The following is a 16,303-nucleotide window of genomic DNA, read 5'->3' as shown; positions in this document are numbered from 1 at the left end:
CTCTTTTTGGGAGGTTAGATAGATTTAATTTCTTAAAGGTTTCCCTGTCTTCAACATATGTTGGATCCTTTCCAATGTTTTGCGTTCTGTAGCTAAGCTCAGAAAGGCTTCCCGTTCTAAGTCGAGTAAATATTGTTCTGATACTAAAGTCGGTTCAGATAAATCGCCTCCAGCCATAACATAGGCCAGCTTATCGGCAATTTTTTGGTCGTGTTTGCTAATGTAATTGCTATCTTGCATGGCGTCTGTGCCTACTAGAAACATGCCCAATGCTTGTTTGCCCAATACTTTTACGTTATGGCGTGTAGGAGGTTGGGTGTAACCTGCTTCTGCCATAAGTATTGCATGTGCTTTGGCTGTTGCTATTTGTCGGTCTTTATTAACCACTACAAGGTCTTTGCCTTTTTGGAGCACACCTAAATCAAAGGCTTCGTAAGCTGAAGTGGAGACCTTTGCCATAGCTATGGTTAAAAAGTATTCTCTTAATGTGTTCAATTCTACGTCATCTTTTTTAAACAGATCAGAAGCTCTTAAAGCCATTTCCTTAGAGCCCGCACCACCAGGGATAACGCCTACTCCAAATTCCACCAATCCCATATATGTTTCTGCAGCTGCTACTACTTTATCTGCATGCATGGATAGTTCGCAAGCCCCGCCCAATGACATGCCGTGGGGCGCCGAAATGGTTGGTATAGATGAATATCGCATACGCATCATGGTATTTTGGAAATATCTTATAGAGGCGTTTAATTCATCGTATTCTTGCTCTACGGCCATCATAAAAATCATGCCGATATTCGCTCCTACTGAGAAGTTTGCACCTTGATTTCCTACTATCAAGCCTTGAAAATCTTTTTCAGCTAAATCAATAGCTTTATTTAATCCTGCTAAAACATCACCCCCAATTGTGTTCATTTTAGACCGAAACTCACAGTTTAAAACTCCATCACCTAAATCTTCAATAACAACACCAGCGTTTTGCCAAACCTTATTTGATGTTCTTATATTATCTAAGATGATAAAAGCATCTTGTCCAGGAACTTTTTCTTGAGTTTCGTTTTTAACATCATAGGCATACGTAGCACCGTGCTTTACGGTATAAAATGATGTGCTACCCGCTGCTAGCATTTCGTTTACCCAAGTGGCAGGAGCTAACCCTTCGGCTTTCATAATCTCTATGCCTTTTTCCACCCCAATGGCATCCCAAATTTGAAAGGGGCCGTGTTGCCAGCCAAAACCGGCTTTCATGGCATCATCAATTTTATATAAGTCGTCTGTAATTTCAGGAATTCGATTTGAAACATACGCAAATAAGGCAGCAAAGCTTTTTCTGTAAAAATTGCCAGCTTTATCTTTTCCTGAGACTAAGATGGTAAAGCGATCTATAACATTATCTATTGTTTTTGTGAGGGCTAAAGTATCAAATGTCGCTTTCTTAGAAGGTCTGTATTTTAAGGTGTTTAAGTCTAATGATAGGATTTCTGAAGACCCATCGTCTTTTTTTGTTTTCTTATAAAAACCTTGCCCTGTTTTGCTTCCAAGCCATTTATGCTCAATCATTGTGTTGATGAAACCGGGCAGCTTAAAAAGCGCTAATTGCTCGTCTTTTTTAGCATTTTTGGCAATCCCATTGGCCACATGTACAAGCGTGTCCAGGCCTACTACGTCTACCGTTCTAAAGGTTGCCGACTTTGGTCTGCCAATAACAGGCCCTGTAAGTTTATCAACCTCTTCAATAGTCAAGTCCATGTCTTTCACCGTGTGAAAGAGGCTCATAATGCTAAAAACGCCAATCCTATTTCCAATAAAAGCAGGGGTATCTTTGGCGATAACCGATGTTTTTCCTAAAAACTGTTCGCCGTAGTTGTTTAAAAAATCTAAGACGTCTCTAGATGTTTTAGGTCCAGGGATAATTTCAAAAAGCTTTAAATAGCGAGCAGGATTAAAAAAATGTGTGCCACAAAAGTGTTTTTGGAAATCGTCACTTCTGCCTTCACTCATAAATTTTATAGGTATTCCTGAGGTGTTCGAAGTAATTAAAGTTCCTGGGGTTCTATATTTTTCAATGTTTTCAAAAACCTGTTTTTTTATGTCTAGCCGCTCTATAACGACCTCCATAATCCAGTCTACTTGCGATATTTTTTGGATATCGTCTTCTAGGTTTCCAGTGGTAATCCTGCTAGCAAAAGCTTTACTATAAATAGGGGACGGATTTGACTTTAACGCTGCAGATAGCGCCTCATTAACAATACGATTTCGAACACTTTTGTCTTCTAAAGAAAGGCCTTTTGTTTTTTCAGCCTCATTAGGTTCTTTAGGAATGATATCTAGAAGTAAAACTTCTACACCAATATTTGCGAAATGGCATGCAATACCGCTTCCCATGATTCCAGAGCCAATAATGGCTATTTTTTTAATTCTTCGCTTGCTCATTTTAATCGTATTTTTGGAATTTGGTATGTTTTCTAATTTTTTTATATCCTGTAATTTGGTGAGGGGTGTTAACTATCAGATGTATTGTAAATTTTTTTATTGTAAACGATATTGTTTATATGCTCTGATACTTCATAGAAATGTTTTATTTTTTCTTCTGAAATACCATTTCTCACCGCATTGTTAAAGGTGAATACTTGGGCTCTCGATAATTCCCTTTTTTCTTTGCCAAAATCTGTTAAGTGGATGATAACGCCACGCCCATCTTCTGGATTTGGTTTTCTTGTAATTAAGCCATTTTGCTCCATGGTTTTTATCATTCGGGATAAACTTGTGGCTTCCATACCCATTTTAGGTCCTAAAGCAGTCGATGGCGTTCCCTTTTCAGGGTCTATACTTAATAAAGCGAATCCTGTTGCCATTGTGCTTCCAAACTTTGATGCTACTTCATTATACATCTTATTTACAGCCAACCAAGTGGTTCTCAAGACGTAATCTATAGTTTTTTCTTTCATGTTTTTAATTCGCGTTCATTCCAAATATAAGAAATTTTTATTATGCATGCATAATAAGGTGTGAAAATAATGGAATGATATCTAAAATTTAAGACGAAGAAAAAGAGCGGGAAACGGTTTGGTTCCTTTTTAAGTTCGATACATTAACCTTTAAACAGCGTATGGACTTGTTAGTAAGTTGAGTAAACAAGTTCGTTTTGAATTAAGGTTGGATTGAATGCTTAATGTCCTTAAATTAAAGTATTTGATTTGTGAAAAAAACCTTTAAAAATTGATTTTTATCAAGATCCTTGACGGTAAATTTTTTCAATAAGGGTGGTGTATAGTTCTTTAATTACTTTACGTTTCATTTTCATGGTAGGGGTTAGGTGTCCGCCTTCAATAGACCAAACATCTGGTGTAAGTTCGAATTTTTTAATTTGTTCCCATTTCCCAAATTTCTTGTTGGCTTCATCTATTTCATTTTTAATTCGATCCCGCACTTGGGTATCGGAAACTAAATCTTCGTTTGATGTAATCGTGATTTTGTGTCGTTTTGCCCATTCTTTTACAAAATTAAAATTAGGCTGTATCAAAGCGGCAGGCATTTTTTCGCCTTCACCAATCACCATAATTTGTTCAATAAACCTAGATTGTTTTAATTTGTTTTCTAAAAGAGATGGTGCTACATATTTACCGCCAGAGGTTTTGAACATTTCTTTTTTACGATCGGTAATTTTTAAAAAACCGTCTTCCGATAATTCACCTATATCTCCAGTGTGGAAATAGCCATCGGTTATTGCTTCGGCTGTTTTTTCGGGATCTTTATAGTAGCCCAGCATGACATTGGGGCCTTTTACTAAAATCTCTCCATCTTCGGCTATTTTGACTTCTACATTATCGATTAATTTTCCAACAGTGCCAACTCGAAATCCACCATGGCGCATATCATTTACAGCAATAACCGGAGATGTTTCTGTAAGGCCATAGCCTTCCATAATAGGTAAGCCCGCAGCTGCAAAAACACGGTTTAACCTAGGTTGTAAAGCGGCACTCCCTGAAACCATCAGTTCTATATTGCCGCCTAAGCCTTCTTGCCATTTGCTAAAAATAAGCTTTTTGGCAAGCTTAAGTTGTACTTCATACCACCAACCATTGGCGCCATAGGGTTCATATCTTAAACCCAAATCTACGGCCCAAAAGAAAATCATTTTTTTTAAGCCAGTTAAATCTGTTCCTTTAGCGATGATTTTATCATAAACCTTTTCGTAAAGACGAGGTACCGCCGTCATGACATTAGGTTTAATTTCTTTTAGGTTATCACTCATTTTATCAATCGATTCAGCAAAATATATTTCGACACCACAGTATTGGTACAGGTATAAAATCATACGTTCAAAAACATGGCAAATGGGAAGAAAACTTAGGGCCTTTGAAGCCCCCTTGTCAAAAGGTACTCGTGTTTCACTATCAATAACATTGGAAACTAAGTTGTTATGTGATAGCATGACGCCTTTGGGTTTCCCTGTCGTGCCAGAGGTGTAAATAATTGTAGCTAAATCATTAGGTTCAACCTGTTGTTTTAGAGTTTCCACAGCGTCTTGGTTACTAGGATCTTCACCAAGTTCTAAAACTATTTTCCAGTTTTTCTCTCCTTCTATCTCATCAAAGGTATATACTTCTTTTACTTTAGTTTTCCCTTTTATTTGATTTAATTTTTCCAATATTTCTACATCGGAAACAAAACAATGCGTTGCTTCAGAGTGGTTAAGGATATATTCGTAATCTTCGGCGCTTATAGTAGGGTAAATCGGGATGTTTTGAGCTGCAATTTGTAAGATCCCTATGTCTAAAACGTTCCATTCGGTTCGGTTTGTAGAAGAGATAACGGCTATTTTGTCATTTGGTTTAATGCCTAAGCGAAGTAAACCTCTACTTATCTTATTGAATTGTTCGATGTATTCTTCTGAAGAGATACTTACCCATGTGTCATTGTATTTCGTCGTGAGCGCTCTTTCAAGATTGAATTTTTCAAGTTGATATTGCGGGAAATCAAAAATTCTAGTAACCTTAATCATGGGTTTATATAAGTTAAGTGTGATGCAAATTAGGGAAATAAATGGTATTTTCAAATAGAACTAAAAGTTGTTAGGGTACAAAAAAAAGAAATAGTCCTATATTATGCTTTATTGCACGAACTAATTTTTTTAAACATATCGCATGAAACGGGTTAAGGAAAAGCGTTTTAAGCCCATTGGAATATGTTTTCAGGGGCCTTGGAAACAATCTGGTTTTAAGTTTTTTAATTTTTGCGAAAATCACAATTAAATTCCTTTTAATTAAAGAGAGTTGTATGTTCTAAAGCGCTTTTTGTGCTATTTATGAAATAAATATGTTAATGTTATAAACAAAAGTATGTAAGCTGTTTTTGTTTCAAACGTTTTCGTTAACAGAAGAGTGTTGCAAGCCTCTTACTTAAAAGGGTTTATGACTTTTATCATGTTTATAATTAAAGCCTGTGTTTACTTTTGTTATCATAAAATAAACATAGATTTTTTCATAAATTAGTAATACAATAAAACATGGAAGTAAAACAATTTAAATTCGGAATTTGGACTGAACAGGTCAATGTCAAGGATTTTGTCATTAATAACATTACTCCTTATTACGACACAGATGAGTTTTTAGTTGGTGCTAGCGAAAAAACCCTAAAGTTATGGGAAATTTGTAAAAAGGCGACTCAAGAGGAAAGAATGAACAATGGGGTTCGTTCTATAGATACAGAAACCATTTCAACAGTTAGTGCTTTTGAGGCGGGCTATATCGATAAAGAAAACGAGGTTATTGTTGGTTTGCAAACTGATGAGTTGTTAAAAAGAACCATGAAGCCCTTTGGAGGGTTTAAAGTAGTTCAAACAGCACTTGCTGAGCATGGTTTAAAACCAAATGCTGCTTTAACAGAGTTGTTTTCAAAATATGTAAAATCACATAATGATGGTGTTTTTGCAGCGTATACCTCGGAAATTAGAAAATTCCGCTCTTTAGGTTTCCTTACAGGATTGCCTGATAATTATGCTCGTGGTAGAATTATCGGAGATTATCGTCGTGTGGCACTATACGGAATTGAGTTTCTTATTAAATCTAAAAAAGCAGACTTAGCTGCTATTACAGGCCCTATGACAGATGCTGTAATTCGCTTACGCGAAGAAGTGTCCGATCAAATTAAGGCTTTAAATGAAATGATTGAGTTGGGTGATAAATACGATTTAGATTTACGTCGTCCAGCCGAAACCGCACAAGAAGCTGTGCAATGGACCTATATGGCTTATTTAGCAGCTGTAAAAGAGCAAGATGGTGCAGCAATGTCTCTAGGTAACGTGTCTACGTTTTTAGATATTTATATCGAAAATGATTTAGAGGAAGGTTTAATTAATGAAGAAGAAGCTCAAGAGCTTGTTGATCAGTTTGTAATGAAATTACGAATGGTGCGCCATTTAAGAATGGGAGCTTATGATGAAATATTTGCTGGTGATCCAACATGGGTAACAGAAGCCATTGGTGGGATGTTTGATGACGGAAGAACTAAAGTAACCAAAACTTCTTACCGATTCTTAAACACATTATACAACCTAGGGCCATCACCTGAGCCCAATATGACTATTCTTTGGTCTGAAAAATTACCAGAAAATTTTAAAAATTATTGTGCAAAAGTATCTATCGATACCTCGTCCATCCAATTTGAAAATGATGAATTGATGAGAACCACTAGAGGGTCTGATGATTATGGTATCGCTTGTTGTGTGTCTTATCAGGAATTAGGAAAATCTATCCAGTTTTTCGGTGCCCGTACCAACTTAGCAAAAACCTTGTTATTGGCCATTAACGGTGGGCGCTGTGAGTTTTCTGGAAAACTCATGGTGAAAGGTATTGAGAATTGTGATGATGAGTACTTAGATTACGATAAAGTCATGGCTAATTTTAAAATAGCTATGAAACAAGTGGCACGTGTGTATAACGATTCTATGAATATTATCCACTACATGCATGATAAATATTATTATGAAAAAGCTCAAATGGCATTGATTGATACCAATCCAGGCATTAACATTGCTTACGGGATAGCGGGTCTTTCAATTGTTGCAGATTCACTTTCTGCTATTAAATATGCTAAAGTAAAACCAATTCGAAATGAAGAGGGCTTAACAGTAGATTTTAAAATAGAAGGCGAGTTTCCAAAATACGGAAATGATGACGATAGGGTAGATGCTTTTGCTGCGCAAGCGGTTGCCGATTTTAATAATGAACTTAAAAAACTGGCGGTGTATAAAAATGCAGAGCCAACCATGTCTGTATTAACCATAACATCTAACGTGTCTTACGGTAAGAAAACTGGAGCCACTCCAGACGGAAGAGAACAAGGCGTACCATTTGCACCAGGTGCGAACCCAATGCATGGACGGGATTCTAACGGTGCTATAGCCTCGTTAAATTCAGTTTCTAAAATTGATTATAAAGATTCTTTAGATGGTATTTCAAATACGTTCTCTATCGTACCAAAATCTTTAGGAGCCAATATTGAAGAGCAAATAGAAAACTTATCTACTATTTTGGATGGTTATTTTTCCAAAAATGCACAACATATTAATGTAAACGTGCTAAATAAGGAAACGTTGCTGGATGCCATGGAACATCCAGAGGAATATCCTCAATTAACCATTCGTGTATCTGGTTATGCTGTTAACTTTGTGAGATTAACAAGAGAGCAGCAAATGGAAGTTATTACGCGTTCTTTCCATGAATCTATGTAGTTATTACTAATATTTGAAAAGCATCTGAAAAGGAAATCTTATATTTCTTTTTCGGATGCTTAATTTAAAACCTAGTCTTATCAAAACTAAAGAGAACATATTGCAAGTACATTCTATTGAGTCTTTTGGAACACATGATGGTCCAGGAATTCGTATGATTGTTTTTTTACAGGGATGTAAATTAAAATGTCTCTATTGCCATAATCCAGATTCTATAGCGACTTCTGGTGGTAAGGAGTACGATGTTGAAGAATTAGTTCAAATGGCACTTAAAATGAAACCTTATTTTGGTAAAAGAGGTGGTGTTACGGTATCTGGAGGCGAGCCTTTGTTACAGTCAAAAGCTTTAGTGCCTTTTTTTAAAAGGTTGAAAGAAGAAGGTATCCATACCAATATCGATACTAATGGTAGGATATTGAACCACTTTTCCAAAGAGCTTTTAGATGATTATACCGATTTGGTTATGCTGGATATTAAGCACATGACAGAAGATGGTTATGAAGCTTTAACGGGGAAGCGTAATAAAGACACGGCACTCAATTTTGCAAAATATAGAGAAGCCTCAGGAAAGAAAATGTGGCTAAGGTACGTGTTGATTCCAGAAATTACCAATAAACCAGAACTGTTACATGCCATGGGTGAGTATTTTAAGGATTTTGAGACCATCGAAAAAATTGAAATTCAGCCCTATCATAAATTGGGAATCCATAAATGGGAAGCACTGGGGTGGGACTATGAATTAAAAGATGCCCGTGAAAACACAGAGGAAGAATTGCAAGCAGCGGTAAGCATACTTAAAAACTATTTTAAAGAAGTTAGAGTGAATTAAAACGTATTGTTGAATCCTATACGACTATTAAATCTAAAATATGAATACAAAAAAAATTAAAAATCGCTGGTTAATCGCGGCATCTGCAGTTGGGATTCACATTTCGATTGGTTCGGTTTATGCCTATTCTGTAATGACGAATCCTGTTAAGGATATTTTTGATGTAGATGGCAGTGTTATTAAATGGGCTTTTAAAATTGCTATATTACTTTTAGGACTGTCTGCTGCGTTTTTAGGCAGATGGGTTGAGAAAGTAGGGCCTAAAGTAAGTGGTACAACTGCTGGGGTACTCTATGGTGTTGGGATTTTAGGCTCAGGATTGGCAGTCCAGTTAGGGTCATTATGGTTGTTCCTTTTATGTTATGGTGTTATCGGTGGTATTGGTTTAGGATTGGGCTACATTACTCCTGTGAGTACATTGGTAAAATGGTTTCCAGACAGACGTGGTTTGGCAACAGGAATGGCTATTATGGGGTTTGGTTTTGCTGCCCTAATTTTTGGCCCTGTTATGCAGTCTCTGTTTGATTCCGTAGGAATTGCAAATACTTTCTATATTTTAGGAGCTATTTACATGATCTTGATTTTATCTTCTGCACAGTATATTGAAAGGCCACCGGAAGGTTATTTGCCAGCTGGCTATAAACCAGGAGAGGGTAAAACCATAAAAGCAGATATGTCTAATATAGATGCTAACGCCTCTTTAAAAACATCACGCTTTTATTTTATTTGGATTATGATGTTTATTAATATTTCCTGTGGTATAGCCATTATTTCTGCAGCAAGCCCCATGATGCAAGAGAAACTCAACTATACACCCATGGAAGCCGCAACCATAGTTGGTTTGATAGGAGTTTTTAATGGTTTGGGTAGAATTGGATGGTCTGCACTTTCAGATTACTTGGGAAGAGCAAATACGTTTATTTTATTTTTTGCATTTCAGATTATGGCCTTTTATTTTTTACCAACCATCTCTTTAGAAATTGCTTTTTTAGTGGTGTTGTTTACTGTAATTACTATGTATGGTGGAGGCTTTGCCGTTCTGCCAGCATTCTTGGGTGATTTATTCGGAACAAAACAATTAGGTGCTATTCATGGTATGGTTTTGGCAGCATGGGGATTGGCAGGTGTGGTTGGGCCTACAATCTATGATATGGTTAAAGACGCTACAGGGTCTCTAGATACAACATTAAAAGTTTTTGCCGGATTGTTTGTTATAGCTTTTGTTTTTTCGCTTCTGATGAAACGTTCGATAACAAAAGCATATGCAAAAACGGATAAAGAATTGGAGTTTGCTTAAGCTTGAGAACTTCAATTTATTTGAAGGCACTTTCATCCTAGGATGTAAGTGCTTTTTTTTTGGATTTTATACTGTAATTTAAAGAGAGAGCTTTAAAATAAACTTGACTCTTTTTATGATTTTAGAGGTATGGTTGTTTCTTTACGTGTATATTATTAGAATATTAAGTCCAGACAGCAATCAAGAAAATCTATAGAAGCCGTGTCTGTGATATATTCTTTAATCCGTTTAGTAGTTTAGCCTTCTTAATAGTTCGCAGTAATATTTTAAATTTCAATGAATACCTTTGCTAGATTAATTTTTTTAGTGAAAGTTCCATCGTATAAATATATATAGAGTGAGAATTTTTTATAGGTTTCCATTTTTAATGCTTCTTGATTTTAAGTATTAAAAAATGCAAGCATTCTAAATTTAGAAAACAAAAGAAAGACTTCAGGTAAAATTTTAATTTTTGGCTCAGTAGTTAAAAAAAAATGATTTTTATAATTTAATTTCAGTATGTTTGAACCCTTTATGGTAAACCAGTTTGGTAAACCAGATGGGTTCAACTTAAAACACTTAAAGAACATGAAAATTAAATTATTTAACTTTTTAGGCGTAATTGCTTTGTTGTGCTCTTGGTCCGTTTATAGCCAGACTGTAACTAATCAAAGTACTTTAAACAATGCTATTTCGGCTGCTGGTCCAGGTACAACAATAATTTTAGCAAACAGTGGTATATGGAACGATGTCACCATCAGTATTAACAAGAATGGCAATGCGACGAACCCGATAATCATTAAGGCTGAAACCCCAGGGGCGGTAATCTTTTCTGGAAAAACCAATGTGAAGTTAGGTGGAAGCTATATATACTTTGAGGGTGTTGTTTTTCAAAACCCTCCCGCCATGGTTACAACAGGAACACCTTTAATAGAGTTTAGAGCATCTAACACCGATTGTAATAATTGTAAGGTTACAAATATTAAGATAGACAGCTTTAATCAAAGTTCCTCCCAACAAACGGAAGTATTCAAATGGATTTTATTAAGAGGACATCATAATGAAATAAGTTACTGTTCCTTTCTTGGGAAACATGGTGTAGGTAGTATCATTAATGATAACAGAGAAACAAATATAGAGAATTTTCATAAAATTCATCATAATTATTTTGCAAATAGAAAACCTCAAAGCACTTCCGTTGTTAATGCAGATAATGATCAAGATGCTATTAGATTAGGTAACAGTTCTACGTCATTGTCTGATTCTTCTTCAGAGGTTTATGAAAATTATTTTTATAACTTTGTTGGTGAGATTGAAGTGATTTCTAACAAAAGTGGAAACAATAAATATTATAACAATACTTTTGAAAATTATTCTGGTGCCTTAACTTTAAGGCACGGAAATAATTGTGAAGTATATAATAATTTTTTTTTAGCAAACGGTTATGCGTTTAGTGGAGGTGTTCGCGTGATGGGGGAAAATCATAAAATTTACAATAATTATATTGAAGGGGTTAGAAGCAGATACCCGAACGGGAACTTATCTAGTGGTGTTGGAGGAATTAACATTGCTAATGGCAGAAATGATGGGGTATTAAATGGTTATTTCCCGGTGAAAAACACCATCATAATAAATAATACATTTGTGAATTGTGATTATGGAATACGGATTGGGACTAAATTTAGTAGTACACAAAGCGTTGCGCCTGATAATGTGGTTGTTGGGAATAATATCCTATTCGTAAACACAACAATGCCAAACACAAACTCTAATAGGGCTATCCAGGTTACTACAAACCTTACTGGCGCATCTTCTAAGTATGAAAACAATATTTCACAAACAGGTGTTTTCGATGCTTTTGGAACTATAGTAGCAACGGGAAATATAAACGTTGCTTCAGGGCTGTTGGCTTCAGATGGCGATTTGTATAGAGTAAAAAGTGGAAGTGCGGCCATAGATTATGGATTAGGTAGTTATGGTTTTTTAATTAATGATGTTTTTGGAGCTGCAAGACCTGTGATGTTCGATGCTGGTGCCGAAGAATTTGGCGCAAGCGGAACAAGACTTCCTTATAAACAAGCGGATTTGGGCGTAAGCGTTGGTTTTGGAGGAAGTGAAGCTTTAAATATTACTGAGAATACTATAAGGGAAAATAACCTTCATATCTACCCTGTACCCATTAAAGGTTCGTATTTAAATGTATCGTTGGAAAAACAGCATTTAGGACAGGTTCAAATTATAGATATGTTAGGTAGAACAGTAGTTAAAAGCTATTTTAATACTTCAAAAGGACAGGTCGATATTGATAATTTAACCCATGGCAGCTATATTATAAAAGTTCAAGGGATTTCAAAAATGATAGTGGTGCAGTAAATTGGAATAAAAAGTGATTGCGTTGTAGCAGAAACCCTATGGCGTTTGCTTTATATTTAGCCAAATAGTTAAACATTACGAGTAAAACCTGTTTCTCCCGATAAGTATCGGCTTTGAATCAGGTTTTTTTTACCTTTAAACCCAAACAAAAAAAATGAGTAAAAATATTATTATAACCGGAACAAGTAGAGGTATTGGTTTTGAATTAGTGCAACTGTTTGAAAAAGCAGGACACAACGTTTTAGCGCTTTCGAGGAATGACACGCCCATTCAAAACCTTAAACTTAAAAATGTAACCTGTTTTTCATTCGATTTAGGGCATAAAGAGGCTTATAAGGAAGTAGAACATTTCATCAAAAACAATTGGAAACAAGTAGATGTTTTAATTAATAACGCAGGTGCATTGATAAATAAACCATTTGCTGATATTTCTATGGACGATTTTGAGACCGTATACCGAACCAACGTTTTTGGGGTTGCAGAGTTAACCAAAATTGTTTTGCCTTTTATGAAAAATAAGGCGCATGTGGTCACAATCAGTTCTATGGGAGGGGTGCAAGGCAGTATGAAATTCCCAGGGCTTGCAGCGTATAGTTCCAGTAAGGCTGCGGTAATCAATCTAACAGAGTTACTTGCCGAAGAGTATAAAGATTCTGGGGTGTCTTTTAATGTGCTGGCACTAGGTGCGGTGCAGACAGAAATGTTAGAAGAGGCTTTTCCTGGCTATCAGGCTTCCAATACTGCTTTAGGGATGGCAGCGTATATTTTTGATTTCTCATTAAATGGAAACAAGTACTATAATGGAAAACTGTTACAAGTGTCTAATTCTACACCCTAAACATTTTTTGTTTTTGTAACATTGAAAATGTTGTGCTACGTTTAAAACCTTTGAAAAGATTTAATCTGTAAGTTATTTAATGAAATTACGACTATACTTAGGCTAAAAAGTTGTTTTTTCAACTAAAAAAAAGAATCGTATTATGTTAACTTGGAAAGATATTATAAGTTTTTCGGTAAATGGAAACCCAACACCCGATAAACGAGTAGAAAAATCAGAAGCCGAATGGAAAGCTCAATTAAGTCCAGAACAATATATAATTACTAGACAAAAAGGAACAGAGCCTGCACATAGTGGTGCGCTTTGTAGTGCCCATGAGTCTGGAAAGTATAACTGCGTTTGTTGCAATGCTCCTCTATTTGATTCTACTATAAAATTTGAATCTGGAACGGGATGGCCCAGCTTCACACAACCTATTAAAGAAAATGCCGTAAAGTATGAGAAAGACACTGCGTTTGGTATGGTACGGGTTGAGGTGATGTGCAATTCCTGTGATGCCCATTTAGGACATGTGTTTCCCGATGGTCCAGAACCTAGTGGTTTGCGCTATTGTATGAACTCAGAATCAATGGTTTTAGAAACAGCAAAATAAATGATATAATGGAAAACAAAACAAGAGAAGTTATGACGGTGGGTGGCGGCTGTTTTTGGTGTATAGAAGCTGTCTTTAAAGAAATAGACGGTGTTGAAAAAATTGTATCGGGCTATATGGGGGGTACCGTTCCTGGAAAACCGACCTATAGAGAAGTGTGCTCTGGATTAACGGGGCATGCCGAAGTGGTTCAGGTGAGCTTTGATGCCCATACGATTTCATATGAAGATTTACTTTTAGTTTTTATGACGAGCCATGATCCAACATCCTTAAATAGACAAGGTGGCGATGTGGGTACCCAATACCGCTCTGTAATTTATTATCATAATGATGCCCAAAAAACACTTGCAGAAAATGTGTGCCGCGACGTCGCTGCATATTATGAAAATCCTATCGTAACAGAAATTAGTGCTGTAGAGGTTTTCCATGCTGCCGAAGATTATCATCAAGATTATTATGCCAATAATCAAACGCAGGGGTATTGTAGTGCGGTAATTACACCAAAATTAGCGAAACTTCGCAGTATGCATGCCGATAAGCTGAAAAAGGATTAAGATTTAAAAGCCTTGAGTCTTGTTTCAGATAAAAAAATTTAAACATGAGCCATCCATCACAGCAAAATCCAGAAGCTTTTAAAGCTAAAGCATTTGATGTGAACCAGTGGATTGATGCTGAAGGGAATAAAAGGACCCCTATAACCCTCTCGTCTTTAAGTGGGAAGTTTAAAGTGGTATATTGTTTTCAATATTGGTGCCCGGGCTGCCATAGTAAAGGGTTTCCAGATTTAAAAAAAATGGTAGAAGCTTTAAAAGATCATGCTGAAGTGGTGTTTTTAGCAGTGCAAACTGTTTTCGAGGGGCATCATGAAAATACCTTTGGAAAAATAGTGGAGACTCAAGAAAAATATCATTTAAAGATACCGTTTGGCCATGATGCAGGATGCGATGGAAAATCCATGTCCACTATTATGAAGCATTATCAAACAGGTGGGACCCCCTGGTTTTTATTCATTGATAAGTATGATAATGTCGTGTTTTCAGATTTTCATCTAAATCCTGATGCAGCAATCGAATTTTTAAAAAAAGTGTAACGCATGAAACTCAATATCAAAGATACATTCACCAAAGAATTGCCAGCGGATCCCATTATGGAAAATACAAGAAGACAGGTGTCTAAAGCCTGTTTTTCTTATGTAAACCCTAAAAAAACGGCAAAACCAGAATTGCTTCATGTCGCTTTGGAAATGCTTGAAAATATAGGATTAACAGAAGCAGATAGTAAAACAGAACAGTTTTTAAATGTGTTTACTGGAAATGAGGTTTTGTCCAATACTACGCCTTATGCCATGTGCTATGCCGGCCATCAATTTGGAAATTGGGCTGGACAATTGGGGGATGGCCGTGCCATTAATCTGTGCGAGGTTGTTCATAATAATAAACGTTGGGTATTACAACTAAAAGGAGCAGGAGAAACACCGTATTCTCGAACTGCCGATGGCTTGGCAGTCTTACGGTCATCGATACGTGAGTATTTGTGTAGCGAAGCTATGTTTTATTTAGGCGTACCTACAACACGCGCATTGGCATTGGCCTTAACAGGCGACCAAGTGTTACGAGATGTTTTGTATAATGGAAATCCAGCTTACGAAAAAGGGGCTATCGTAACACGTGTATCGCCCAGTTTTTTGCGTTTCGGAAACTATCAGATTTTTGCTTCAAAACAAGATCATCATACCTTAAAAACCTTAGTGGATTTTACTATAAAACATCACTTTCCTTATTTAGAAGATGTTTCGAAAGCAAACTATGTTCAGTTTTTTAAAGATGTTTCACAAAAAACATTAGAGATGATCCTACATTGGCAACGTGTGGGTTTTGTACATGGGGTTATGAATACCGATAATATGTCTATTCTGGGGCTAACAATAGATTATGGGCCTTATGGTTGGTTGGAAGGTTTTGATTTTGGTTGGACGCCAAACACCACAGACAGGCAGTACAAGCGCTATCGTTACGGTAATCAGCCTAATATGGGATTGTGGAATTTGGTGCAATTGGCAAATGCGCTTTATCCTTTAATTGAAGATGTGCCCGTTCTGGAGGCGGTTTTAGAGGATTATAAAAATAATTTTGATCAAGCGTCTTTAAACATGATGCGCTCTAAACTAGGCTTGGAACGGAAAATAGATTTAGATAAAGTATTAATTAAAGATTTAGAAGAAAATTTGCAACTAACGGAAACGGACATGACGATATTCTTTAGAAATTTAGGCGATTTTAAAAAGGAACAACCTTTAAAAGGGATAGAGGCCGTTAGAGATGCTTTTTATTTTTTAGAGGACATCCGCGGGGATATTAAAGAAAAATGGATGTTTTGGTTTAAGGCTTATGCAGATAGATTGACATTGGAATCCTTCTCGGATAAAGCAAGAAAAGACAAGATGAATTTGGTGAATCCTAAATATGTTCTTCGAAATTATATGTCGCAACTGGCTATTGAAGATGCAGATAAAGGAGATTACAAAGTATTAAATGAATTGTTTGAAATGCTGAAAAAACCATACGATGAGCAACCGGAATACCAAAAATGGTTCGCAAAACGTCCAGATTGGGCTAGAGATAAAGTAGGCGCTTCTATGCTGTCGTGTAGTTCTTAATAAG

Annotated in this window: 12 protein-coding genes; 9 read left to right on the top strand and 3 right to left on the bottom strand. The window is 36.2% G+C overall.

Annotated elements, in window-relative coordinates; translation table 11 throughout:
• Positions 1-24 precede the first annotated feature (24 nt).
• The 3 genes from ACFFU9_RS12065 to ACFFU9_RS12055 form a co-directional block, all read right to left on the bottom strand.
• Entirely contained in the window at positions 25-2,433 is a 2,409-nt protein-coding gene (locus ACFFU9_RS12065; RefSeq protein WP_379861707.1) for a 3-hydroxyacyl-CoA dehydrogenase/enoyl-CoA hydratase family protein, read from the bottom strand.
• 68 nt (positions 2,434-2,501) lie between these two features.
• Positions 2,502-2,948: a MarR family winged helix-turn-helix transcriptional regulator gene (locus ACFFU9_RS12060; protein WP_379861706.1), complete on the bottom strand. Its 447-nt coding sequence runs from the start codon at positions 2,946-2,948 to the stop codon at positions 2,502-2,504.
• 281 nt (positions 2,949-3,229) lie between these two features.
• A complete protein-coding gene (locus tag ACFFU9_RS12055) occupies positions 3,230-5,005 on the bottom strand; it encodes an AMP-dependent synthetase/ligase (RefSeq protein ID WP_379861705.1) in 1,776 nt (591 codons plus the stop codon).
• 504 nt (positions 5,006-5,509) lie between these two features.
• On the opposite strand from ACFFU9_RS12055, the gene pflB reads away from it, so the two are divergent.
• The 9 genes from pflB (at position 5,510) to ACFFU9_RS12010 (ending at position 16,299) form a co-directional block, all read left to right on the top strand.
• On the top strand, positions 5,510-7,735 hold the full coding sequence (pflB, locus tag ACFFU9_RS12050) for a formate C-acetyltransferase (RefSeq protein WP_379861704.1): 2,226 nt from the start codon (positions 5,510-5,512) through the stop codon (positions 7,733-7,735).
• Positions 7,736-7,790: 55 nt separating this feature from the next.
• Entirely contained in the window at positions 7,791-8,564 is a 774-nt protein-coding gene (gene pflA, locus ACFFU9_RS12045) for a pyruvate formate-lyase-activating protein (RefSeq protein WP_379861703.1), read from the top strand.
• A 40-nt stretch (positions 8,565-8,604) separates the two neighbouring features.
• Positions 8,605-9,861: an L-lactate MFS transporter gene (locus ACFFU9_RS12040; RefSeq protein ID WP_379861702.1), complete on the top strand. Its 1,257-nt coding sequence runs from the start codon at positions 8,605-8,607 to the stop codon at positions 9,859-9,861.
• Between the two features lie 567 nt (positions 9,862-10,428).
• A complete protein-coding gene (locus ACFFU9_RS12035; RefSeq protein WP_379861701.1) occupies positions 10,429-12,213 on the top strand; it encodes a chondroitinase-B domain-containing protein in 1,785 nt (594 codons plus the stop codon).
• A gap of 154 nt (positions 12,214-12,367) precedes the next feature.
• Entirely contained in the window at positions 12,368-13,051 is a 684-nt protein-coding gene (locus ACFFU9_RS12030; RefSeq protein ID WP_379861700.1) for an SDR family NAD(P)-dependent oxidoreductase, read from the top strand.
• Between the two features lie 142 nt (positions 13,052-13,193).
• A complete protein-coding gene (gene msrB / locus ACFFU9_RS12025) occupies positions 13,194-13,643 on the top strand; it encodes a peptide-methionine (R)-S-oxide reductase MsrB (protein WP_379861699.1) in 450 nt (149 codons plus the stop codon).
• A gap of 8 nt (positions 13,644-13,651) precedes the next feature.
• On the top strand, positions 13,652-14,197 hold the full coding sequence (gene msrA / locus ACFFU9_RS12020; RefSeq protein ID WP_379861698.1) for a peptide-methionine (S)-S-oxide reductase MsrA: 546 nt from the start codon (positions 13,652-13,654) through the stop codon (positions 14,195-14,197).
• 44 nt (positions 14,198-14,241) lie between these two features.
• Positions 14,242-14,733, top strand: a complete 492-nt coding sequence (locus ACFFU9_RS12015) for a TlpA family protein disulfide reductase (RefSeq protein WP_379861697.1) — start codon at positions 14,242-14,244, stop codon at positions 14,731-14,733.
• Between the two features lie 3 nt (positions 14,734-14,736).
• Entirely contained in the window at positions 14,737-16,299 is a 1,563-nt protein-coding gene (locus tag ACFFU9_RS12010; protein WP_379861696.1) for a protein adenylyltransferase SelO, read from the top strand.
• Positions 16,300-16,303 lie beyond the last annotated feature (4 nt).

Source organism: Mariniflexile ostreae (genome assembly GCF_042427585.1).
Lineage (GTDB): Bacteria > Bacteroidota > Bacteroidia > Flavobacteriales > Flavobacteriaceae > Pseudalgibacter > Pseudalgibacter ostreae.
This window is presented reverse-complemented; position numbering and strand designations above follow the sequence as displayed.

Excerpts from the sequence above, each read along its gene's own strand:
- pflB (WP_379861704.1), top strand. The coding sequence starts at position 5,510 with ATGGAAGTAAAACAATTTAAATTCGGAATTTGGACTGAACAGGTCAAT.
- msrB (WP_379861699.1), top strand. The coding sequence starts at position 13,194 with ATGTTAACTTGGAAAGATATTATAAGTTTTTCGGTAAATGGAAACCCA.
- ACFFU9_RS12060 (WP_379861706.1), bottom strand. The coding sequence starts at position 2,948 with ATGAAAGAAAAAACTATAGATTACGTCTTGAGAACCACTTGGTTGGCT.
- ACFFU9_RS12035 (WP_379861701.1), top strand. The coding sequence starts at position 10,429 with ATGAAAATTAAATTATTTAACTTTTTAGGCGTAATTGCTTTGTTGTGC.
- msrA (WP_379861698.1), top strand. The coding sequence starts at position 13,652 with ATGGAAAACAAAACAAGAGAAGTTATGACGGTGGGTGGCGGCTGTTTT.
- ACFFU9_RS12055 (WP_379861705.1), bottom strand. The coding sequence starts at position 5,005 with ATGATTAAGGTTACTAGAATTTTTGATTTCCCGCAATATCAACTTGAA.
- pflA (WP_379861703.1), top strand. The coding sequence starts at position 7,791 with ATGCTTAATTTAAAACCTAGTCTTATCAAAACTAAAGAGAACATATTG.
- ACFFU9_RS12010 (WP_379861696.1), top strand. The coding sequence starts at position 14,737 with ATGAAACTCAATATCAAAGATACATTCACCAAAGAATTGCCAGCGGAT.
- ACFFU9_RS12030 (WP_379861700.1), top strand. The coding sequence starts at position 12,368 with ATGAGTAAAAATATTATTATAACCGGAACAAGTAGAGGTATTGGTTTT.
- ACFFU9_RS12015 (WP_379861697.1), top strand. The coding sequence starts at position 14,242 with ATGAGCCATCCATCACAGCAAAATCCAGAAGCTTTTAAAGCTAAAGCA.
- ACFFU9_RS12040 (WP_379861702.1), top strand. The coding sequence starts at position 8,605 with ATGAATACAAAAAAAATTAAAAATCGCTGGTTAATCGCGGCATCTGCA.
- ACFFU9_RS12065 (WP_379861707.1), bottom strand. The coding sequence starts at position 2,433 with ATGAGCAAGCGAAGAATTAAAAAAATAGCCATTATTGGCTCTGGAATC.